This window comes from Streptomyces sp. NPDC042346 (assembly GCF_055581845.1).
The window spans coordinates 96929-119228 of sequence record NZ_JBVJEH010000014.1 but is presented as its reverse complement, the minus strand read 5'-3'; the positions used below and the strand labels follow the sequence as shown (position 1 = coordinate 119228).

19 protein-coding genes are annotated in these 22300 nt (G+C 73.6%); 16 read left to right on the top strand and 3 right to left on the bottom strand.

Annotated features, from left to right (window positions below):
* The 11 genes from ACZ6K0_RS39295 to ACZ6K0_RS39245 all read left to right on the top strand — a co-directional run bounded on the left by ACZ6K0_RS39295 (position 1) and on the right by ACZ6K0_RS39245 (position 13352).
* Positions 1 to 798 (top strand): dihydrodipicolinate synthase family protein, encoded by a 798-nt coding sequence (locus tag ACZ6K0_RS39295; protein WP_376408526.1) that lies wholly within the window; start codon positions 1 to 3, stop codon positions 796 to 798.
* On the top strand, positions 795 to 1673 hold the full coding sequence (locus ACZ6K0_RS39290; RefSeq protein ID WP_469234830.1) for an iron-containing redox enzyme family protein: 879 nt from the start codon (positions 795 to 797) through the stop codon (positions 1671 to 1673). Before ACZ6K0_RS39295 ends, ACZ6K0_RS39290 begins: the two co-directional genes overlap by 4 nt.
* Positions 1670 to 2989: a methyltransferase domain-containing protein gene (locus ACZ6K0_RS39285; protein ID WP_469234828.1), complete on the top strand. Its 1320-nt coding sequence runs from the start codon at positions 1670 to 1672 to the stop codon at positions 2987 to 2989. Before ACZ6K0_RS39290 ends, ACZ6K0_RS39285 begins: the two co-directional genes overlap by 4 nt.
* 80 nt (positions 2990 to 3069) lie before the next feature.
* On the top strand, positions 3070 to 6855 hold the full coding sequence (locus ACZ6K0_RS39280; RefSeq protein ID WP_469234826.1) for a multicopper oxidase domain-containing protein: 3786 nt from the start codon (positions 3070 to 3072) through the stop codon (positions 6853 to 6855).
* Positions 6852 to 7604: a DsbA family oxidoreductase gene (locus tag ACZ6K0_RS39275; RefSeq protein WP_376408536.1), complete on the top strand. Its 753-nt coding sequence runs from the start codon at positions 6852 to 6854 to the stop codon at positions 7602 to 7604. Before ACZ6K0_RS39280 ends, ACZ6K0_RS39275 begins: the two co-directional genes overlap by 4 nt.
* Before the next feature lie 138 nt (positions 7605 to 7742).
* Entirely contained in the window at positions 7743 to 8963 is a 1221-nt protein-coding gene (locus tag ACZ6K0_RS39270; RefSeq protein WP_469234824.1) for an ABC transporter substrate-binding protein, read from the top strand.
* A gap of 100 nt (positions 8964 to 9063) precedes the next feature.
* Positions 9064 to 9972 carry an ABC transporter permease gene (locus ACZ6K0_RS39265; protein ID WP_469234927.1) on the top strand — a complete coding sequence of 303 codons (909 nt, stop codon included), beginning with the start codon at positions 9064 to 9066 and terminating at the stop codon, positions 9970 to 9972.
* Entirely contained in the window at positions 9960 to 10850 is an 891-nt protein-coding gene (locus tag ACZ6K0_RS39260) for an ABC transporter permease (protein ID WP_469234822.1), read from the top strand. Before ACZ6K0_RS39265 ends, ACZ6K0_RS39260 begins: the two co-directional genes overlap by 13 nt.
* Positions 10847 to 11914, top strand: a complete 1068-nt coding sequence (locus ACZ6K0_RS39255; protein ID WP_376413513.1) for an ABC transporter ATP-binding protein — start codon at positions 10847 to 10849, stop codon at positions 11912 to 11914. The genes ACZ6K0_RS39260 and ACZ6K0_RS39255 overlap by 4 nt, the downstream gene beginning before the upstream one ends.
* The gene (locus ACZ6K0_RS39250; protein WP_376413515.1) at positions 11911 to 12564 is read left to right on the top strand and encodes an HAD family hydrolase; all 654 of its coding nucleotides are present in this window, start codon (positions 11911 to 11913) and stop codon (positions 12562 to 12564) included. Before ACZ6K0_RS39255 ends, ACZ6K0_RS39250 begins: the two co-directional genes overlap by 4 nt.
* A 26-nt stretch (positions 12565 to 12590) precedes the next feature.
* Positions 12591 to 13352, top strand: coding sequence for a GntR family transcriptional regulator (locus ACZ6K0_RS39245; protein WP_376413517.1), 762 nt, complete (start codon positions 12591 to 12593; stop codon positions 13350 to 13352).
* A gap of 38 nt (positions 13353 to 13390) precedes the next feature.
* On the opposite strand, the gene ACZ6K0_RS39240 is transcribed toward ACZ6K0_RS39245, so the two are convergent.
* Together ACZ6K0_RS39240 and tmpA are read right to left on the bottom strand one after the other, a co-directional pair.
* Positions 13391 to 13954, bottom strand: coding sequence for a phosphonate degradation HD-domain oxygenase (locus ACZ6K0_RS39240; protein ID WP_376413519.1), 564 nt, complete (start codon positions 13952 to 13954; stop codon positions 13391 to 13393).
* A complete protein-coding gene (gene tmpA, locus ACZ6K0_RS39235; protein WP_469234818.1) occupies positions 13951 to 15048 on the bottom strand; it encodes a 2-trimethylaminoethylphosphonate dioxygenase in 1098 nt (365 codons plus the stop codon). Before tmpA ends, ACZ6K0_RS39240 begins: the two co-directional genes overlap by 4 nt.
* Positions 15049 to 15239: 191 nt before the next feature.
* On the opposite strand from tmpA, the gene ACZ6K0_RS39230 reads away from it, so the two are divergent.
* From ACZ6K0_RS39230 to recQ, 3 genes are all read left to right on the top strand, one after another.
* Positions 15240 to 17054 carry an aminotransferase class I/II-fold pyridoxal phosphate-dependent enzyme gene (locus tag ACZ6K0_RS39230; protein WP_469234816.1) on the top strand — a complete coding sequence of 605 codons (1815 nt, stop codon included), beginning with the start codon at positions 15240 to 15242 and terminating at the stop codon, positions 17052 to 17054.
* Between the two features lie 8 nt (positions 17055 to 17062).
* Complete coding sequence (locus ACZ6K0_RS39225; RefSeq protein WP_469234815.1) at positions 17063 to 17866, top strand: phosphatidate cytidylyltransferase; 804 nt, start codon at positions 17063 to 17065, stop codon at positions 17864 to 17866.
* 92 nt (positions 17867 to 17958) lie between these two features.
* Entirely contained in the window at positions 17959 to 20016 is a 2058-nt protein-coding gene (gene recQ, locus ACZ6K0_RS39220) for a DNA helicase RecQ (protein WP_469234813.1), read from the top strand.
* A 14-nt stretch (positions 20017 to 20030) separates the two neighbouring features.
* On the opposite strand, the gene ACZ6K0_RS39215 is transcribed toward recQ, so the two are convergent.
* Positions 20031 to 20696 carry a class I SAM-dependent methyltransferase gene (locus ACZ6K0_RS39215; RefSeq protein WP_469234811.1) on the bottom strand — a complete coding sequence of 222 codons (666 nt, stop codon included), beginning with the start codon at positions 20694 to 20696 and terminating at the stop codon, positions 20031 to 20033.
* 127 nt (positions 20697 to 20823) lie between these two features.
* Here ACZ6K0_RS39215 and ACZ6K0_RS39210 point away from each other — a divergent pair, with 127 nt between their 5' ends.
* Positions 20824 to 21759, top strand: coding sequence for a hypothetical protein (locus ACZ6K0_RS39210; RefSeq protein ID WP_469234810.1), 936 nt, complete (start codon positions 20824 to 20826; stop codon positions 21757 to 21759).
* Positions 21760 to 21766: 7 nt separating this feature from the next.
* Positions 21767 to 22285 (top strand): HD domain-containing protein, encoded by a 519-nt coding sequence (locus tag ACZ6K0_RS39205; protein ID WP_376413530.1) that lies wholly within the window; start codon positions 21767 to 21769, stop codon positions 22283 to 22285.
* The last annotated feature ends 15 nt before the right edge of the window (positions 22286 to 22300 follow it).

The following is a 22300-nucleotide window of genomic DNA, read 5'->3' as shown; positions in this document are numbered from 1 at the left end:
ATGAACCAGGGAGTGATCACGGCCCTGGTGACGCCCCTCTCCGAGACCGGCGAGGTCTCCGAGAGCGGGGTCGCCCGACTGCTCGACACCCTCCGCCCCCACGTCGACGGCCTGCTGCCCAACCTCAGCACCGGCGAGGGCCGGTGGCTCACGGACCACCAGTGGGAGGCGATGCTCGGGGCCACGGTGCGGCACGCCGGCGGACTGCCCGTCCTCGCGGGCGTCCTGCGGCCCACCACGGAACAGGTCGTCGAACGGGCCCGCGTGGCCGCCGACCTCGGCGCCCACGGGCTCGTCGCGACCAGCCCGTACGGCACCGGCGTCACCCAGGGCGAGATCTACCGCCACTTCGCGGACCTCGCCGAGCACAGCGGCCTACCCGTGATCGTCTACCACGGCACCGAAGTCTCCGGGAACGCCGCCGACTTCGACACGCTGCTGCGGATCTGCGAGATCCCCTCGGTCGTCGGCGTCAAGGACTCCTCGGGCAGCGCCGCCTTCACCCGGCGCCTCGTCGAGGCCCGGCCAGGCGCCCGCGTCCTCGCCGGCCTCGAACACCTCCTGCTCGACTCCGGCCCCGTCGACGGATACGTGGTGGCACTCGCCAACGTCGAACCGGCCCTGTGCGCCGACCTGTTCGCCGGCCGGCTGGCGCATGCGGAAGAGACCCTCGCCGACGCCTGCACGCGCTACGGCCTGGAGAAGGACGACTGGTACCGCTGGGTCAAGGCCGCGCTGTACCGCAGCGGGGTACTGGAGACCGACAGGACCGTGAACACCGGGGAGGCCACGTCGTGAGCACGGCAACGGACAACGCCCAGACCTCCCCCCGCACCGCCGGCGCGGAGTCGGCGCACCGCGAGCTGTTCCGGCACAACCGCGGGCTCCTCGACTCCCGCCTGCTCGCCCGCGTCGAGGAGATCGAGCGGGACTGGATCCTCCCGCTCGTGGACTCCCTCGACTCCACCGGCGAACCGGTCCCCGACCGGGCCGCCTGGCAGCGACTCCTCGACGGCCTGCTCGCGGAGGAGCGGACGGGCAGCCCGTCCGCCGAGTACCTCGCCGAGCACGCCACCCGGGAGGAATTCACCTTCGTCGTAAGGGAGTTCGCGCTCGACGGGCTCACCGAGGCGCAGAACTTCTTCCCGGCCGTCCCCCGGCTCCCGATCAAGGCCCAGATGGCCGTGATGCGGGTCCTCATCGACGAGTTCGGCTGCGGCAACCTCCAGCAGGCACACTCCCAGCTCTACCGGCTGCTCCTGGCCGAGCTGGGCCTGCCGCAGGAACCCGAGGGCTTCCTCGACACCACCGGCGACGAGACCTTCCAGTTCCTCAACGTCTTCTACTGGCTCACGCAGCGCGCCCCGCACGTCGAGTACTTCCTGGGCGCCCTCGCGTACCTGGAGGCGTCCATCCCCGACGCGTTCACCCACCAGGCCCGGGCCTGCGAGCGGCTCGGCATCCGGCAGGGCCGCTACTACACCGAGCACCTGCACATCGACACCTTCCACATGCAGGAGATGCAGCTGGCCATCAAGGAGTGCGAGGCGGCGTACGGCCTCGACCCGGCCCGCCTGTGGACCGGGGCCCGGCTGCTCTCCCGGCTGATCGGCGGCGCCTTCGACGCCGCCGTGGCGCGGGCCAGGGAGCTCACCGACCGGGCGGCGGCATGACGGGCCGCGATCCGGCCGCCGAGCCGCCGTCCCTCAGGGAACTCCCCGGCGACCGGCTGCGCGTCCGCGCCGCCGGCCAGGAGTTCGTGATCGACGCCTCCTGTCCGCACCGCAAGGGCCGGCTCGTCCACGGTCACGTGAACGAAGGCACCCTGCGCATCAGTTGTCCGCTCCACCACAGCAGCTTCGACCTCACGACCGGCTGTCCGGTCCGCGGTCCCGGCGACGACCCGCTGACCGTGTACCGGTCGGGGATCTGGCCCGGCTACTACGGAGCCGAGCAGGTCTGGCTCCCCGCCTCCGAGCAACTCCTCGAATGGGGCGAGGAGTTCCACGAGCTGATGCTCGGGGACGATCTCCGGATGGCCGCGTTCAGAACCGCGATCACCGAGGCCGTACGCCCCGGGGACGTCGTCCTCGACCTCGGCACCGGCACCGGCATCCTGGCCCGGTGGGCCCTGGAGGCCGGGGCGGCCCGGGTGTACGGGATCGACCTCAACGAGAAGGTGCTCGCCACGGCGACCGAGCGGCTCGCCGAGGCGGGCTACGCCGACCGCTTCGTCCCGCTGTCCGGGCTCTCCTTCGACCTGGAGCTGCCGGAGCGGGTGGACATCGTCATCTCCGAGATCATGGGGAACCTCGCCGACAACGAGAACTTCTCCGCGATCCTCGACGACGCCCGGGAGCGCTTCCTGCGGCCCGGGGGCGTGATGCTGCCGAGCCTGGTGGACAGCTTCCTGGTCCCGGTGACCGCCGAGTCCGCCCACGCGCAGCTGACCGCAGAGGGGCCGCGGGACGCGGGCGGGCCGGAGGCCTTCGCGGCCCTGCTCGCCGCCCGGGGCGCGGCGGACCCCTTCTCCCTGTACTACGACACCGTCCTGCCGATCACCGGCCACCTCGCCTCGCCCCGGCTGATCCGGCGCTACGCGCCGATGGGGACCCCGGAGACGGGGACCCCGGAGACGGGCACCGAGACCTCGTACCGGGTGCCGCTGGCGTACACGGTCCAGCGGGGCGGGGTGTTCACCGGCTTCAAGGGCTACTTCGTCGCCGAGCTCTCGGACTCCGTCGCCCTCGACATCTCCGGGGACGACATCGAGGGGCGCACCACGTCCGACAGCTGGAAGCACTGCTACCTGCCGGTCGAGCGGCCGGTACGGGTGCGGCGCGGCGACCGGATCGCGCTGACGTTCAGCCGCCGGGGCGGCCGGGACGGCAACCCCTTCGGGCAGACCTACAGCTGGGAGGGGCAGGTCCTCTCCGGCTCCCGGGTGGTGGACCGGTTCGCCCACAGAACCGGCCCCGCCGCCGACTGATCAGCGCGAGACTGGTCACCGCACGACCGATCACCGCGAAGAAGCATTCGAGTTTCGAGTACGGGGGAGTACCGCAGAACATGAACAGCAGCACAGCATTACCGACCGAGCGCCACGGGGACGGCAGGCCGGTCCGGACGTACGACGTCGTCGCCCTCCATGTGCCCATCGCGTACAACGAGTTCGGCGACCACGACCGCAACGGCGCCCTGTACGTCCTGGCCTCGGACGCACCGGAGCTGAGGGAGGTCGCGGCCACCTGGCCGGAGCCCTTCCCCAGCTATCTGGAGCACCCCGAGCTGGTGCCGGGGCCGAACCCGCTCGCCCGCCCGCTGGTCCTGCGGGTCCGGCGCGGCGAGCGGCTGCGGGTCCGGCTGACCAACGAGCTCGCGCGGCCCGCCGGCATCACCCTCCAGGGAGTCCGGTACGACGTCCGCACCATGGACGGACTCGCCGCGGGCGCCAACCCGGACAGCAGCGTGCCGCCGGGCGGCACCCGCGTGTACGAGTGGGTGTGCGAGCACGAGGGGGTGTTCCACTTCGGGGACATGTCCGACGCCCGGGGCGAGGGGACGCAGAGCCACGGCATGGTCGGCGCGGTGGTCGTCGAGGCCGCCGAGGCCACCTGGACCGACCCGGAGACGGGCGGACCGCTGGCGACGGGCCTGTACGCGGACATCCATCTGGCGGACCGCAGCTTCCGCGAGTTCGTGATCTTCATGATGGAGTACCCGAGCAACGACAACCCGGCGGTCCCGCCGCCGATGCCCGGACACGGGCACGGCGGGGGACACGACGGGGGTCATGACGGCGGCCACGCGGCCGCCGCCGCGGCCGGGATCTACCGGCCCTCCGCCGCCGGCTCCCCGGCGGCCGGACCCGGCACCTCCGACACCGTCGACGACCTGACACCGCTCAACATGGCGATGCTCCCGGTCAACCACCGCATCGAGCCGATGGAATGGCGGATGCACCGCTACCAGCAGCTCCTCGACGAGGGCCGCATCGACCCGGTGCGGGACGCGGTGCTCGGGGAGGAGGTGCACCACAGCTCCTGGCTGTTCGGCGACCCCTCCACGCCCGTCCTGCGCGGCTACTCCGGCGACCCCACGGTCATCCGGCTCGTCCACGGCGGCATGCGCGACACCCATGTCTTCCACACCCACCTGCACCAGTGGCGGGTGCGGCCGGACGACGAGAACGCCCCGATCGTCGACTCCGTCAGCATCGGCCCGCAGGAGGCCATGACCCTCGAACTGCTCGGCGGGCTCGGCTCGGCGCAGGGCGCGGTCGGCGACTCCATCTGGCACTGCCACATGTACGTCCACTTCCACATGGGCATGTGGGGGATGTTCCGGATCTTCGACACCCTCCAGGACGGCACCGGCGGCTACCCCGACGGCCGGCCGATCCAGCGGCTCGTCCCCCTGCCCCACCGCGAGGCGCCACCGGTCCCGACGCCCGAGCGCCCCGGATTCCCCGGGTTCCTCGCCGAGTCGGCCACCTACCCGCAGAAGAACCCCCGGCCGCCGCGGACCCCGCTCCAGCCGCCGGGCATGGGACGCGAGCCCACCCCGCTCGAAGCGGCCGCGTTCGTGGCGGACCCGCAGCCCGGCGAGGCCTTCACCAAGGTCGGGCCGCCCGACGCGCCGGTCCGCCGCTACGACCTGGTCGTCACCAACGGCACCCTGCACTACTACGGCGACCCGACCGACGAGCACGCCACGACCTGGCACGACCACAACGCCCACTTCTACGTCCTCGCCGAGGAGATCGAGGAAGCGGGCGGTCTCGTCGAGTTCAAGCGCCAACTGGCCGCGGGTGAGAGGACCCTTGAGCCGCTGGTCATCCGGGCCAACAAGGGCGAGGTCCTCGAACTCACCCTGACCAACTCCCTGCCGACCGGCCCCCAGGAGGAATCCGCCTTCGACCCGAAGCTGCCCTTCCAGCCCGAGTGCGGACTCCACACCCACCTCGTCAAGTACGACCCGCTCGTCTCCGACGGATCCGCCGTGGGCTGGAACTACCTCTCGGCGACCACCACCGCCGACCAGGGAGCCGAGGCGAACGGGCAGTACAACTCCTGGACCTACCGCTGGTACGTCGACGAGGACTTCGGCACCGTCCTCTTCCACGACCACCTGCTCGCCAACTACCGCCAGCGACACGGGCTGTTCGGCGCGCTCATGACCGAACCGGAGGGCGCCGTCTGGGTCTCGCCCGACGACCACGAGAAGGAACTGCGGCGCGGCACCCAGGCCGTCATCAAGACCGCCGACGGGTCGGCGCACCGCGAAATGGTCCTGGCCATCGGCGACTTCGTCCCCATGGTCAAGCACGGACACGGCGATCACGGCGGCCCGATCAACCCGCCACCGTCCCCCGGGGCCCCCGACGACCAGGGCTCGATGGGCGTCAACTACCGCAGCGCTCCGCTGTCCGAGCGGGGCGGCGACCCGGCCCACTGGTTCTCCAGCGCCGTCCACGGCGACCCCGGCACCCCGCTGCTCCGCGGCTACCCCGGTGAGGACCTGCGGGTCCACGTCCTCCAGGGCTCCCACGACCTCCAGCACAGCTTCACCCTCTCCGGGGCCCGCTGGCGCGAGTGGGCGGGCCGCGAGGACACGGCCTGGCGCAACCAGCAGACCTTCGGCATCTCCAACGTCGCCGAACTCGCCCTCGCCCCCACCCTCGGTCCCGGCGACCACCTGTGGTCGTTCGGCGCGGCCAACGACCTGTGGCTGGGCTGCTGGGGACTGCTGCGCCTGTACGGGCGTCCGCAGGCCGACCTGCCGCCGCTGCCCGGCCGGACCCCCGACGCCCCGCCGCTGCCCCCGCGCCGCCGGGTCCGCCGGCACACGGTCCGGGCCCGCGCCGAGGTCATCGCGTACAGCCCGCTCCGTACCGACCCGTACGGGCTCGTCTTCACGGCCGACGGCGACGGCGGCCCCGAGGAAGGCCCGCTGGTCCTGCGCTGCCGGGCCGGCGAGTGGGTGGAGGTCACCCTGATCAACGAGCTGGACGGGCCGCCGCCCGCGAGCCCGCTGGACCCGCGGCTGATGAACGAGGCGGACCCCGGGGCCAGGACGATCTCCGGCCGCGTCTCCCTGCACCCCACCCTGCTCGACTTCGACGTGCGCACCGACGACGGCGCCCACGTCGGCCGCAACGCCGACACCACCGTCAAGCCGGGGGCCTCCCGCACGTACCGCTGGTACGCGGGCGAGCCCGGTGTGGTGCTGCTCCGCTCCCACGCGGACGTGATCTCCCACCCGCGCCGCGGCCTGGTCGGCGTGCTCGTGGTGGAGGAGGCCGACGCCACCCCGTACGACCCCGACACCGGCCTGGAGCGCTGGACCGGCGAGCGGGCCGTGGTCCGCAGGCCGGATGCCGAGCCCGTACGGGAACTCGTCCTGGTCTCGCAGGACGGCCTGCGGCTCTACCACGACGGGGACCTCACCCAGCCGGTCACCGACTTGTTCTCGGACAGCCCCGACGACGCGGGCCAGAAGGCGTACAACTACCGCAGCGCCGCCCTGCACCCGCTGGACCCGGTGCTGTCCGACCCGGAGCCGCCGACCCCGCTGCTCACCTGCCGCGCCGGCGACCGGGTGGCCGTCCATCTGGCCGTCGCCTCGCACCGGATGCGCAACCAGGGCTTCACCGTGCACGGCCAGGTGTGGGACGCCTCGGAGACGGGTCTCGGCTGGTACGTGTCGACCCTCGGCGCGCTGGCCTCCGGGAGCACCCGGACGGTGCGCTTCCGCGCCCAGCATCCGGGCGACCATGTGTACCGCACCGGGAACCTCCACTGGGGTGTCAGTGAGGGCTGGTGGGGGCTGATCCGCGTCGAGGAGGCACCATGACCGACACCATCACCGACAGCACGACCGGCGGCACGCCGGGCACGGACGGGCAGGCCGATCCCCGGCTGCCCGCCGCACCCGACACGATCGCCGTGTACACCGACCTCAACTGCTCCTTCGCGCACGTCGCCGTGCACCGGCTGCACGAGACCCGGCGGCGCCTCGGTCTCGAAGGGCGCGTCTGGTTCGACCTGCGGGCGTTCCCGCTGGAGCTGTTCAACCTGGAGGTCAACGCCCGGCCCGGGGTGGACTCGGAGATCTCCGTCCTCGGCGCGCTGGAGCCGGAGGCCGGCTGGCGGCTCTGGCAGGGCCCGGACTGGACGTACCCGGTGACCACGCTGCCGGCCCTGGAGGCGGTCCACGCCGCCAAGGCCCAGAGCTGGCACGCCAGTGAACAGCTCGACCGGGCCCTGCGCCGTGCCTTCTGGGCCGAGGGCCGGTGCATCTCCCAGCGTCACGTGATCCTCGACGTGGCCGAGGAGACGGGCGCGGTGGACGTGACGGCCCTCGCCGAGGCCTTCGACGGCGGCACCGCCCGGCCGGAGATCATGGCCCAGTACGAGTCGGCGCGCGACGGGCGGGTCAACTGCAGCCCGCACGTGTTCCTGCACGACGGCACGGACAGCGCCAACCCGGGCATCCGGGCGCGCTGGGTCAACGGCGACTTCGGCGTCGGCTTCCCCGTCATCGACGAGGACCGCCCCGAGGTCTACGAGAAACTCCTGACCCAGGCCGCGGGCCTGCTGTAACACCGGTGGGCGCTCTCGGTCCCGTGCCCCGGGACCGAGGGCGCCCACCTTCGCGTGGGGCGGGTGACCCGATCCGCCGGGGAATGGCTGGGCGGGCGTCGCCCCGCGTTCACCGGCGGGACATCGAGGCCCTCCGTAATGCAGGAGTTGTATGGACAACAGTTGTTCATACAGCTTGGCCTCGCCCCCACCCCTCATGGAGTACGCGTGACCTCCGCTGCCCGCGCCGCGATCCTCGTCGGCGCCCTCGGCCTGACCGCCCTGTCCCTCACCGCCTGTGGCGCCGCCCCCACGAAGGACGCCGCAGGCGCCGACGGGAAGAACCTCGCCACCGCGGCCTCCGCCGCCGACGCCGGCGGCATGGAGGCCCTGGTCGCCGCCGCGAAGAAGGAAGGCACGCTCAACGCGATCGCCATCCCCCGGGACTGGGCGAACTACGGCGCGATCATCGACGGCTTCACCGCCGAGTACGGCATCAAGGTGAACGTCGAGAACCCCGACGGCTCCAGCCAGGACGAGATCAACGCGGTGAAGTCCCGCAAGGGCCAGGACCGCGCGCCCGACGTCCTCGACCTCGGCGCCTCCTTCGCCCAGGCGGCGGGCGAACAGGGCCTCACCGCCCCCTACAAGGTCGCCGCCTTCGACAAGATCCCCGCGACGCAGCGCGACCCGCAGGGCCGCTGGTTCAACGACTACGGCGGCTACGTCTCCATCGGCTGCGACGCCAAGCGCGTCAAGGTCTGCCCGCAGACCTTCGCCGACCTGCTCAAGCCCGAGTACAAGGGACAGGTCGCCCTCAACGGCAACCCGACCAAGTCGGGCTCCGCCTTCGGCGGCGTGTACGCGGCGGCCCTCGCCAACGGCGGCTCGTTCGACGACATCAAGCCGGGCATCGACTTCTTCGGCAAGCTGAAGAAGAACGGCAACTACAACCCGGTCGAGTCGACCCCCGCCACCGTCGAGAAGGGCGAGACGCCCATCTCCATCGACTGGGACTACCTGAACGCCGGCTACGCCGAGCAGTTCGCGTCCAAGGGCGTCGACTGGAAGGTCGCCGTCCCCACCGACGGCGTCTACGCCCAGTTCTACTCGCAGGCCGTCAACAAGGACGCCCCGCACCCGGCGGCCGCCCGCCTGTGGCAGGAGTACCTCTACAGCGCCGAAGGCCAGAACCTGTGGCTCAAGGGCTACGCCCGGCCCGTCCTGATGCCGGCCATGGAGGCCGACGGCACCCTCGACAAGACGGCCGCCGCCGCGCTGCCGAAGGTCACGGGCACGCCGGCGTTCCCCACCGAGCAGCAGACGTCGAAGGCCAAGGAGACCCTGTCGCAGGGCTGGTCCGCGGCCGTCTCCGGGTGACCCGTCGATGACTCCGCACTCCACCACCACCCCGTCCGGGGCCGTCCGCGCGCACGACGCGCGGCCGGCCCCGGCGGGCCCCGGGACCGCCGGTTCCCCCATGACCGACGGCACCCCGGGTCGCCCGTCCGGCACCGCGGGGCGCAAGGCCGGGGCCGCGCCCGCGCGCCGGGCCCGCCGCCGCCCGCGCGCCGGCGGCTGGCTCGCCGCCCTGCCCCTCTTCCTCCTCGTCGGCCTTGCCTTCGGGCTGCCCGCGCTCGCCATGACCGACGGCGCCTTCACCGTCGCCGACGGCTCGTACGGCCTCGACAACCTCACCCGCTCGGTCGACGGCGCCTACCGCACCGCCCTGCTCGGCAGCATCGAACTCTCCGCGCTCACCGCCGCCGTCGGCACCCTCTTCGGGCTGCTCCTCGCCCAGGCCGTGGTCTCCTCGCGCGGCCGGGCCCTGCGCGAGGCCGTGCTCACCGCCTCCGGCGTGCTCGCCAACTTCGGCGGCGTACCCCTCGCCTTCGCGTTCGTCGCGACCCTCGGCAACGCCGGCGTCCTCACCACGAGCCTCGGCCTCGACGACCACGGCTGGTCGCTGTACAGCTTCTGGGGACTCGCCCTCACCTACCTGTACTTCCTGGTGCCGCTCATGGTGCTGACCGTCGCGCCCGCCCTCGACGGGCTGCGCGTCCAGTGGCGGGAGGCCGCCCGCGACTGCGGCGCCTCGGCCTGGCAGTACTGGCGCCACGTCGGCCTCCCCGTGCTGCTGCCGTCCCTCCTCGGCGGGTTCGTGCTGCTCTTCGGCAGCGCCTTCGCCGCGTACGCGACCGCCGCCGCCATGGTCGGCAGCTCCGTCCCCCTCGTGACGCTCCAGATCGCCGACGCGCTCTCCGGCAACGTCCTGGTCGGCCAGGAGAACGTCGCCCTCGCCCTCAGCCTCGACATGGTCGTCGTCGCGGCACTCGTCATGGCCGTCCACCTCCCCCTCCAGCGAAGGAGCACCCGATGGCTCGCCTAGGGGACGTCTCGCCGATCCGGCCGGGCTCGCGGGGACTGGGACGGCTCCTCGTCCTCCTGCTCGCCGGGGTCTACTTCCTGGTGCCGCTGCTCGCCTCCACCGTCTTCACCGTGAACGTCCCCGGACAGGGCCTCACCCTCTCCTCGTACACCCGGATCTTCACGGCGCCCGGCTTCACCGGCAGCCTGCTGCTCTCCCTGGGGCTCGCCGCGGCGACCGTCGCCCTCGTCCTCCTCGTCACCGTGCCCGCGGCCGTCGCGGCCCGCCTCTCGGCGCCCCGGCTGCGCCCGGTCCTGGAGGTCGTCTGCACCCTGCCGCTGGTGGTGCCGCCGGTCGCGCTGACCGCCGGGCTCGGCACCGTCCTGCGCTGGGGCCCCGAGAAATTGTCGACGACCCCGCTCTACCAGACCTTCGTGGCCGTGCAGAACCCGGACTTCCCCCTCGTCCTCGTCCTCGCCTACGCCGTGATGGCGCTGCCCTTCGTCTACCGGGCGCTCGACGCCGGGCTGCGTTCCGTCGACGTGCGCACCCTGGTCGAGGCCGCGCGGGACTGCGGGGCGTCCTGGCCGCGCGCGCTCGTCTCGGCCGTCCTGCCCAACCTCCGGGGCGCCCTCCTGAACGCCTCGTTCCTGACGCTCGCGCTGGTGCTCGGCGAGTTCACGGTCGCCTCGCTCCTCGGCTTCCAGCCCTTCGCGGTCTGGATCGTGCAGGCGTCCGGCTCGGACGCCCGGCTCTCCGTGGCCGTCTCGCTGCTGAGCCTGCTGCTGACCTGGGTGCTGCTGCTGGCCCTCACGACCGTGGGCAACCGCCGCCGCGCACCGCGCTCCTCCCGTACGTCCGAAGCCTCCGCGGCTTCCCGAGGAAAGACCTCCCGATGACCGTGCTCGACCAGCCGGTGCGCACCGGCGCCGACCTCCGCATCCGTGGCCTGCGCCGGTCCTTCGGCTCCGCCGTCGCGCTCGACGGCCTCGACCTCGACGTCGCACCCGGCGAACTCCTCGCCCTGCTCGGCCCGTCCGGCTGCGGCAAGACGACCGCGCTGCGCGTCCTCGCCGGATTCGAGCGGCCCGACGAGGGCCAGGTCCTGCTCGACGGCGAGGACATCGTGCCGGTGCCCGCCGATCGCCGCGACACGGCGATGGTGTTCCAGTCGTACAGCCTCTTCCCGCACCTCACCGCCGCCGACAACGTGGCCTTCGGGCTGCGGATGCGCAAGGTCCGCACCGCCGAACGCCGGACGCGCGCCGCCGAACTGCTCGAACTCGTCGGCCTCGCCGGGCACGGCGACCGCTTCCCGCACCAGCTCTCCGGCGGCCAGCAGCAGCGCGTCGCGCTCGCCCGGGCGCTCGCGCTCCGCCCCCGGCTGCTGCTGCTCGACGAACCGCTGTCGGCGCTCGACGCGCGGGTGCGGCTGACGCTGCGCGAGGAGATCCGCCGGCTCCAGCTGGAGCTCGGCATCACCACCGTGTTCGTCACCCACGACCAGGAGGAGGCGCTGTCGATGGCCGACCGGGTCGCGGTGATGAACGGCGGCCGGCTGGAGCAGTGCGCCTCGCCGACCGAGCTGTACGAGCGTCCCGCGACGGACTTCGTCGCGGAGTTCATCGGCACCATGAACCGGCTGCCGGGCCACGCCGACGGCGACGGCTCGGTCGACGTCCTCGGGGTGCGGCTGCCGGTCGACGGCCCCGCCGGCTCCGGCCGGGTCACCGCACTCGTCCGCCCCGAGGCCCTGGAGATCGAGGAGGGCGGTACGGGACGCATCGTCGCCACCTCCTTCCACGGCCCCACCACCCGCGTGCGCGTGGCACTCGCCGACGGTACGGACGTCAAGGCCGACGTGCCGACGCACGCCGCCACCGCGCTCACGCCCGGCACGGCCGTCACCGTACGGCCCGTGCGGCGGCCCGTCGTCCTCGCCGCCGCGGGCGGTGCCCGATGACCCGCCTCCAAGCCGTCCTCTTCGACATGGACGGGACGCTCGTCGACACCGAGGGCGTCTGGCTCGACGTGGTCGAGGCGGCCGCCGCGCGCCGGGGCCGCACCCTGGACGCCGAGCACCGCACGGCGGTGACCGGCCGCTCGGTGGAGGACACGGCCGCCCTGCTCCGGGACCACCTCGGAGCGCCGGCGGCGGAGCTCGCCGCCGAGCTGGGCGCCGACTTCGCCGCACGCCTCGAAGTGGCCGCCGTGCCCCGGCCGGGCGCGCTGCGGCTGCTCGCCGCGCTGCGTGCCCGCCGGGTCCCGACCGCCCTGGTGTCGGCCTCGCCCCGGGCGGTCGTCGCCCAGGTCGCGGGCACCCTGGACGGGCACCGCTTCGACGCGCTGTTCGGCGCCGAGGACACCGTCCGCACGAAGCCCGAGCCCGACCCGTACCTGGCGGCCGCGCTGGCGCTCGGCGTCGAACCGGCCCGGTGCGTCGCCGTGGAGGACAGCCCGACCGGCGTGGCCTCGGCGGTCGCCGCGGGCTGCCGGGTGCTCGCCGTGCCGTCGACGGAACCGCTCGCGGACTTCGCCGGGACCGAAGGCGTCACGCTCGCGGACTCGTTGACCGAGGTGGACCCCGAGATGTTGATCTCCCTGGTTCGTTGAGCCCGGTCCGTGACAGGGTGGGGCGTGTGAGTGTGAGTGAGGGACGGGCCAGGACGCCGCTGTATCTGAAGGTCGCCGCCGATCTGCGGACCGCCATCACGGCGGGCGAGTACGGCTCGGGGGCCAAGCTGCCCGCCGAGGACGAACTGGCCCGCCGGTACGGCGTGTCCAGGGGGACGGTCCGTCAGGCGCTGGCCGCGCTGCGGACCGACGGGCTCATCACCTCACGCCGCGGTTCCCGCCGGGTCGTGCTCGGCGGGCCCCGGCTGCACAGCTTCGGCGAGCTGCGCTCGTTCACCCGCTGGGCGCGCTCGCTCGGCGAGACGCCCGGCGGCCGGATCGTGGCCGTCGACCGGGTCCCGGCGGACGCGGAGGAGGCCGAGAAGCTCCGCGTCGCGGAAGGCGCGCCCGTCTACCGGGTGCGGCGGCTGCGGACGCTCGCGGGCACGCCCGTGATGGTGGAGCGGACGACGTACCCGGAGCGGATCGGGGAGCTGGTGGCCGGGATGCCGCTGGACACGGTCTCGCACTCGGAGCAACTGGAGCTGCACGGCGTGCTGTTCTCCGACGCCCGGCACACCATCGACCTCGTGCCGGCCGACGCCGACGACGCGGAGCTGCTCGGCTGCCCGGTCGGCGAGTCGCTGCTGCGGGAGCGGCGGCACTCCACCGACCCGGCCGGCACCCCGGTGGAGTGGTCCCAGGACCGCTATCTGCCGGGGACGGTGGCCTTCACGATGCAGAGTTCGACGGCGACGAGCGCGCTGGGACGCCGGCTCGGGTCCTGAACCGGCGCCCCGGCGCCTGCCACGGGGTACTTCGGCCGCTACGGGGTGAGCAGCCCGGCCAGCAGGGGCCGGAAGTGCGCGAAGCCAGGGGTGTCCATGTCCGGGTCCTTCGCCTGCTCGTCCCAGCGGCGTACGGCCACGGCGTCGGCGGCCCCCGGGTGCGCCTCGAAGGCGCGCGCCTGCGCCTCGGTCATCGGCCCGCCCTGCACGGCCAGGGTGTGGACGGACGCCTCGGAGAGCAGGGCGAAGTAGCCGGGCTCGACGGCGCAGAGATAGCGCTTGGCGGCGACGTGCAGCCGTACGGGCTCGGTGACGTCGGGCCCGAACCACCGGCCGAGCCAGTCGGCTCCGGTGTGGCTGTGCCGGTTGTCGGTGCCGTTCTCCATCAGGTCGCGGCCGGTGACGGCGCCCTGGAAGTGGCCGACGTCGTGCAGGAGCGCGGCGGCGACCAGGTGCGGCGCGGCGCCCGCGGCCTCGGCGAGGGCGCCGGCCTGGAGCATGTGCTCGGCCTGGGTGACGGCTTCGCCGAGGTACTCGGCGCTGCCCTCGCCCTCGAAGAGCCGGGCGAGGAGATCGAGCGGGTCCACCGGGGTCGTGGTCACTTCGCGCTCGCCTCCCGGCGCAGGACGGCGAGGGTGGAGGCGAGGCCGTCGATGTCGGCGTAGGCGCCCTGGAGGTGGCGGTCGCCCGACTCGGCGAACGCCGTCCTGGCGTGCAGCAGCCGGGTGTTGTCGAAGATGAGGCAGTCGCCGGGCGCGAGCCGGAAGTCCAGCTGGAGCTCATTCCGGAGCAGCAGCTCGCCGAAGCGCCGGTAGGCGGCGTAGAAGGCGTCGAGTCGGTCGGCGGGCAGCCGCAGCGTGCCGATGGAACGGTTGTTGAAGCGGATCTCGCGGATCCGGCCGTCCGGGTCGGTGCCGATCAGCGGTCGGTGGGCGCGGAGTTCGGTGTGCTCGTCGGCGAACGCGAAGGGGACGGGGACGCGCGTGAGGATCTCGTACGCCTCCGGTGACTCGGCGCGCAGCAGGGCCGCCGCGTGGAAGCCGTCGACGAGCCCCGAGTCGCCTCCCTGGGCCGCGTTGACGAGGCAGTGGAGCAACTGGAGGGTGGGGACGGGGTCGCGGTAGGGGTTGTCGGTGTGCGGGGTGATGCGGGCACCCGTGAAGGCGAGGTTGTTGGGGTCGGCCTCGACCCGCACCTCGAAGAGCTCGCCGTAGTTGGTCTCGCGGACGTAGCCGAAGGTGCGTGCCACATCGAGGACTTGGCGGTCGCGGACGGGGACCCCGCGCAGCAGGACGAAGCCGAGGCGCAGGACGGAGTCGAGGGCGGCGGCCCGGACGGCCGGGTCGCCGCTGTAGGCGTCCCAGTCGGCCTCGGGCAGCCCGCCGTCGAAGCGGCTCGCGGCCCACGTCTCCTTGTCGTCCTCCGCGCGGCCGTCACCCGGGGAGGCGGAGGCCCCGGGGAGGTGCTCGCCCAGCCAGGCGTCGGGGTAGACGGACCGGTGTCCGTCGGGGGACCAGACGACCTCGCGCGCGGGGGAGCCGTCGGGGGTGCGGACGTCGTGGACGGCGTCGACGGCGAGCGCGCCGGGGAGTTCGGTGATCTGGAACAGCTTCTGGCCGTTGCGGGGGTCCCGGCAGTCCGCGCAGGGGCAGTTGTCGCGCAGCCAGAGGGGGGAGGCGGAGGCGAGTGACACCATGAGGATCTCCAAGTTGTACAGACAACTTTCGTTCGGGCGTGAGCCTCTCAGCCGCGGGTGGCCGAGGGGTTACGGCCGGATGGACGGCGCCGCCGCGGCCCCGCCACCGGCGTGAGTACGCGTACTCAGGTGCCGCCCACCGGACTCCTCCATGCTGGTGCGCGAAGCCGGACCGTCTCAGGGGGACACACATGGACCACGCCTTACAGCTGCGCGCCGCCACGCCTCGGGATCTCGACTGGATCCACGAACTGCGCCATCGCGTGTACGCGGAGGAGCTGGGGCAGCACCCGGTGAATCCGGCGGGGCGGCTGAGCGACGGGCTCGACGGCGACAACGTGTACCTCGTGGCCGCGCGCGGGGAGACGCGGATCGGCTTCGTCGGCCTCACCCCGCCGTGGGTCGGCCGCTACGCGCTGGACAAGTACCTGACGCGCGAGGAGCTGCCCGTCCTGACGGAGGAGGCGCCGTTCGAGATCCGTGTCCTGACCGTCGAGCCGCGCCGGCGGTCCACCGCCGCGGCGCCCCTCCTCATGTACGCGGCGCTGCGCTGGGTCGCGGCGCGCGGCGGCCGCCGGGTGGTGGCCATGGGACGTACCGAGCTGCTCGGCATGTACCTCGCCACCGGGCTGCGTCCGGTGGGACGCACGGTCCGCTCGGGTGCCGTCTCGTTCGAGGTGCTGAGCGGCTCCGTGGCCGAGCTGACGAGGACGGTCGGGGAGCGCCACGGCCGGACCCTGGAGCGGCTGCGGGCGGACCTCGACTGGCGGCTGGACGTGCCGTTCGCCCCGCGCGCGGACGGCTGCGAGCACGGCGGCGCCTTCTTCTCGGCGATCGGTACGGACTTCCGGACGCTGAGCCGCCGTCACGAGGTGGTCGCGGCCGATGTGCTGGACGCCTGGTACCCGCCCTCCCCGGAGGTCCGCGCCGTCCTGGCGGAGGACCCGGGGTGGGCGGCACGGACCTCACCGCCGACCGGCGCGGAAGGGCTGATCGCGGAGATCGCCCGGGTCCGCGGCCTCCCGGAGAGCTCACTGGTCGTCGGGGCGGGCTCGTCCGACCTGATCTTCCGGGCGTTCGGCCGGTGGCTCACGCCGGGCAGCCGGGTGCTCCTGCTCGATCCGAGCTACGGCGAGTATGCCCATGTCACCGAGCGGGTGATCGGCTGCCGGGTCGACCGGCTCCGGCTGAGCAGGGAGGACGGCTGGCTGCTCGACCCGGACCGGCTCGCCGCCGCGACCCGCGGCGGACGGTACGACCTCGTCGTGGTGGTCAATCCGAACAACCCCACCGGCCGCCACGCCCCCGCCGACGCCCTGCGCGCGGTGATCGAGGCCTCGCCCGCGCGGACCCGCTGGTGGATCGACGAGGCGTACCTGGGCTACGTCGACCCGGCGGACTCCCTGGCCGGGCTCGCCTCGACCGACCCCCGGGTCGTGGTCTGCACCTCGCTGTCGAAGATGTACGCCCTGTCGGGCATGCGCGCCGCGTATCTGGTGGCCGCCCCGGACACGGCCGGGGAGCTGCGCCGCTGGACGCCGCCGTGGCCCGTGAGCCTGCCGGCCCAGCTGGCCGCCGTGACGGCGCTGCGCGACCCCGCGTACTACGCGGAACGCTGGGCGCGCACCGCCGTGCTGCGCCGGGAGCTCGCCGCCGGGCTCGCGGAGCTCGACGGGTTCTCCTCGGTCGACGAGGGGGTGGCGAACTTCCTCACCGTGACCCTGCGGCCGGACGGGCCGAGCGCGGCCCGGCTGGTGCGCGAGTGCCGCCGCCACGACGTGTACCTGCGGGACCTGTCGCCGATGTCCCCGGCGTACGAGGGGCGGACCGTCCGCGTCGCCGTCCGCGACACGGCGGAGAACGCGCGGATCGTGGCGGCCTGCCGGAGCGCCCTGGAAGCCTTGGAAGCCCTGGAGGTACGGGGCGAGCCGGATGTACGGGGCGAGCTGGACGCCCGGGATGCCCGGGACGCGCTGAGCGTGCCGGGCGGGCGGGGCTCCCGGTGACGGTCCCGGTGACGACCGTTGCCGGTCTCGTGCCGTACCTCGGCGGGGCCCTGGCGGTCGGCGGGCTCGCGGTGGCGGCGACCCGGCGGCGCGAGCTGATGATCCGCTGGTGCGTGTGGGCGATCGGCGTACCCCTGGTCACCGCCGCGTTCTGGCTCGGCCCGCCGGGGATCGCGGCCCTCGCGGCCGTGGTCGCCGTCGTCGCGGTGGCGGAGTTCGGCGGACTGCTGCGGCTCGGCCCGGTGGACCGGGCGGTGCTCGGCGCGGCGGTCGTCGGGCTCGTCCTGACCGCCTGGCTGGCGCCGGGGGAGGTGCTCCGGGCAGCGGCGGTCGGGGCGCTCGCGATCGCCGGGGTGCCCCTGCTGTCGGGCGACGCGGAGCACGGACTGCGCCGCCTGGGCGCGGGGCTGCTCGGGCTCGTGTGGCTGGGGGCCCTGGCCGGTCTCGTGCGGGCGGGCGCCCTCGGCCTCGTCCTGTTCGTGGCCGTGTCGATCGCCGACATCGTCGCGTACGCGGCGGGCAGCCGGTTCGGCGGCCCCCGGCTCTCCCCGCTGTCGCCCGCCAAGCGGTGGAGCGGCACGCTGGCCGGGGCGGCGGCCGGTCTCGGCGCGCTCGCCGTGCTGTCGTCCCTGACCTGGCACGCGGCGGTGGCCGTGGCGGTCGGCGGCCCGCTCGGGGACCTGCTGGAGTCGATGGTCAAACGGGGCGCCGGTGCCAAGGACGCCGGCCGGTGGCTGGCCGGCTCCGGAGGTCTCCTGGACCGGATCGACTCCCTGCTCGTCGCCCTGGCGGTGTTCCTGGTGCTGAGCTGAGCGACGGTTCCGCCGCCCCGCGCGGGTCGGGGTTGTCCACAGGTTCCGGCGGACGGCGTCGGGGTGTCGGTGGAGGCCGCTAGGCTTCACGAATGGTCCTTTCCGACGCATCCGCCCAGGTCTCCGACGCCTCGCAGGTGCTCCACCGCGTCTTCGGCTACAGCTCCTTCCGCGGGGAGCAGCAGGAGATCATCGAGCAGGTCGTCGGCGGCGGCGACGCGCTCGTCCTGATGCCGACCGGCGGCGGCAAGTCGCTCTGCTACCAGATCCCCGCGCTCGTCAGAGACGGCACGGGCGTCGTGATCTCGCCGCTCATCGCCCTGATGCAGGACCAGGTGGACGCGCTCAGGGCCCTCGGGGTGCGGGCCGGATTCCTGAACTCGACGCAGGATCAGTACGAGCGGCAGGCCGTCGAGCAGGCCTTCCTCGCGGACGAGCTCGACCTGCTCTACCTGGCCCCCGAGCGGCTGCGGACCGAGGGCACGCAGCGGCTCCTCGACCGGGGCAAGGTGTCGCTCTTCGCGATCGACGAGGCGCACTGCGTCGCCCAGTGGGGTCACGACTTCCGGCCCGACTACCTGGCCCTCTCGATGCTCCACGAGCGCTGGCCCAAGGTGCCGCGGATCGCGCTGACCGCGACGGCCACCGAGGCCACCCACGCCGAGATCGCGGCGCGACTGGGCCTGGAGGACGCCCGGCACTTCGTCGCCGGCTTCGACCGGCCGAACATCCAGTACCGCATCGTGCCGAAGAACAACCCGCTCAAGCAGCTCCTCGACCTGATCAGGACCGAGCACGACGGGGACGCCGGAGTCGTCTACTGCCTCTCGCGGTCCTCGGTGGAGAAGACCGCGGCGGCCCTCGTCGAGCAGGGCATCGACGCCGTGCCGTACCACGCGGGCATGGACGCCCGTACGCGTGCCGCGAACCAGTCCCGGTTCCTCCGCGAGGACGGGGTCGTCGTGGTGGCGACGATCGCCTTCGGCATGGGCATCGACAAGCCGGACGTGCGCTTCGTGGCCCACCTCGACCTGCCGAAGTCGGTCGAGGGCTACTACCAGGAGACCGGCCGCGCCGGCCGTGACGGCGAGCCGGCCACGGCCTGGCTGGCGTACGGCCTCCAGGACGTGGTCCAGCAGCGCAAGCTCATCGACGGCTCCGAGGGCGACGAGGCGCACCGCCGGGGCCTGGGCATGCACCTGGACGCGATGCTCGCGCTCTGCGAGACGGTCGACTGCCGCCGCGTGCGGCTCCTCGCGTACTTCGGGCAGTCGGGCGAGCCCTGCGGCAACTGCGACACCTGCCTGACCCCAGCCGAGTCCTGGGACGGGACGGTCGCGGCGCAGAAGCTGCTGTCCACGGTGTGGCGGCTGGCCAAGGAGCGGCGCCAGAAGTTCGGCGCCGGCCAGATCATCGACATCCTCCAGGGCAAGAAGACGGCCAAGGTCATCCAGTTCGACCACGACGGCCTCTCAGTGTTCGGCGTCGGCTCCGACCTGGGCACCGCGGAGTGGCGCGGCGTCGTCCGTCAGCTCCTCGCCCAGGGTCTGCTGACCGTGGAGGGCGACTACGGCACGCTCGTGCTGACGGAGAACAGCGGCGAGGTGCTGGGAGGCCGGCGCAGCGTCCCGATGCGCAAGGAGAAGGCGCCCGCCGCTCCGTCCCGCAAGGAGTCCGGGGCGCGCTCGGGCAAGGGCGCCCGCGTGCCGGTCGACCTGCCGGCCGCCGCCGTGCCGGTCTTCGAGGCCCTCCGCGCCTGGCGGGCGGCGACGGCCCGCGAGCAGGGCGTCCCGGCGTACGTCGTCTTCCACGACGCGACGCTGCGCGAGATCGCGACGCTGTTCCCCGGCACGGTCGCGGAGCTGGGCACGGTCGGCGGTGTCGGCGAGGCCAAGCTCACGAAGTACGCCGAGGGTGTCCTCGCCACCCTGGCGGAGTGCGAGGGCGGCGCCCCGGCGACCGGGGCCGTCTCGTCCGCAGAGTCTGCCGCCGCTCCCGCCCCCGCCCCCGCCCCCGCCTCCGCCCCTGCCCCCGCTCCCGCGCCGCGCGCGGCGGCCGGGCGCGGGGCGCGGTACGAGGACGAGCCGCCGTTCGACCTCGACGAGCCGCCCGCCGACATGGACGAGTTCGAGCCGCCCTGGGACGAGTGACGCGGGAACGGGGTTCACCCGCCGGGCAGTTCCTCCGCCCGGCGGGCGTAACAGAAGACGTGTTCCTCAGGACCCGCCTGTGCGTCGTCCGGCTGGAAGACGGAGACGGCGTGGTGGAGGACGTCGAGCCCGCACTCCTCGCGGACCTGACGCACGTACTCCTCGGCCGAGAAGCTGGAGACCCTGACCCGGCGTCCCATCCACTCGATCTCCACGTCCTCGACGTCCGCGGGGACGGTGGCCGTCACGAGGTAGCCGCCGGGGGCCAGCCAGCCGGCCATCCGGCGCAGCGCGGCGGACACCTCCGCCCGGCTCATGACGAGCAGCGGGAAGAACGCGCACACGGCGTCGAAACTGCCCTCGGGCGCCTCGAAGTCGTGGACGCCGCACTGCTCGAACCGCGCCCCCGGCACCTGCTCGCGGGCCAGCTCGACCATCGTCCGGGACACGTCGATCCCCGTCACGTCGCAGCCGGACCGGACCAGCAGGTCGGCCACCGGGCGGCCGGTGCCGCTGCCGACGTCGAGGACACGGGCCCCCGTGTCCAGCCGGCCGGTGAGCCACTCGATCGCCTCCAGCTGCGCCGGAAGGTGCCCGAAGGCCCGCTCGTACTCGATCCCCATACCGTCGAACAACTCCGCCGCCGACAACGTCTTCGGCTCCGCACCGTTCTCCCGCACGCCGCTTCCCTTTCCTCGCACCGTGGCCCGCCGGAACGGCCTCCGTACGGGCCGTCCGGCTGACCCACTACCCTTCTGTGGCGATCCCTACCACCCGGATCGCCGGTACCGACATCGGAGGCTGTGAATGACGGGGAACGGGCGAAGGGCCCTGCGAGGGTGCGTCGCGACGGCGCTCGTCGGCGTCCTCGGCGCCGGAGCCGCCGCCTGCGGCGACGACCCCGCGGACGCGGCCGGCGGGTCGCGGACCGGACTCACCGCCGCGCTCGGCACCGCACCCGAGGCGGACGCCGGCGGGATCCTCACCTACACGGACGTGACGGCCACCCGACGGCTGGTGGAACAGGACGAGAAGCTGTACGGCGGCCTCGCCACGTACGGCATCCCCGAGGTCGCGCAGGCGGGCTACGAGAAGCGCCCCCTGAAGGAGACCCACGGGTTCGACGAGAACGACGTGAACACCTCGCTCCAGATCGGCTCCGACCGCTGGCGCCTCACCGGCCGCTTCGACGTGAACGCCGTCACCGACGGCATGAAGAAGCTCGGGTACACCGAGGGCGCGACCGACGGCGGAGTGCTCCTGAAGGACCCCGACGGCGGACAGGTCGCCGTATCGGCATCCGTACGCTCGCTGTCCATGTCGCCGGACGCGCCCCCGCCCGCGCTCGCCGCGCCGAAGGCATCGGTCGCGGACGACGCCGCCTACCGGGCCGTCGCCCGCTGCATCGGCGACGGTACGTACTACGCGACCTTCTACGGCAAGGGCCGCGAGGGCCAGTCGCCCGACGTCACGCTGTACGCCATCGGCGCCACCGCCACAGCCGACGGCACGTCACGCGAGCGGCTGTGCGCGCTGACCGCCTCCGCCGCGGGCGCCACGCGCACGGCCGACAAGCTGCGCGCCACCACCGCCTCCGGCGAGCGGTTCGCCGGGGCCACCGTCGACGCGGGCAGCGGCGCGACCCCCGTCGTCACCATGGAGTGGGCCAACGGCCCCCGGGCGCTTCCCGGCGACCAGAACCGCACCATGCAGCTTCCCAAGCTGTTCATGGGCGAGCGCTGAGGTGGCGATGACGACGCTCGCGGAGGTCGACGCACTCGTCGCCGAGGCGCACGCCGGGCAGGTCGACCTGATCGGCGTCCCGTACGTCGAGCACGTCCGGGCCGTCGCCGCGGGGCTCGAACCCTTCGGCGAGGACCTCGTGATGGCCGGTCTCCTGCACGACGTCATCGAGGACACCCCGTGGACGGCCGAGCGGCTCCGGGCCGCCGGCGTCCCCGACCGGGTCGTCGCCGTCGTCGAGGCCGTCACCAACCGGCCGGGCGTCTCCTACGAGGCGAAGCTCCACCTCATCGCCGAGGACCCCGACGCCACCCTCGTCAAGATCGCCGACAACGCGCACAACAGCCGCCCGGACCGCGCCGCCGAGCTTCCGCCCGCCCGCCGCGAACGGCTCGCCGCCAAGTACCGCGGCGCGCGGGACATCCTGTGGGCGCGGGCCGACGCCGCACGGATCGCCACGATCCTGACGGTCGTCAACCCCGCCCTCCTGGCGGAGCTCCGCACCCGGACCACCCCTCAGGTGTGACCCAGGTCACGGGAA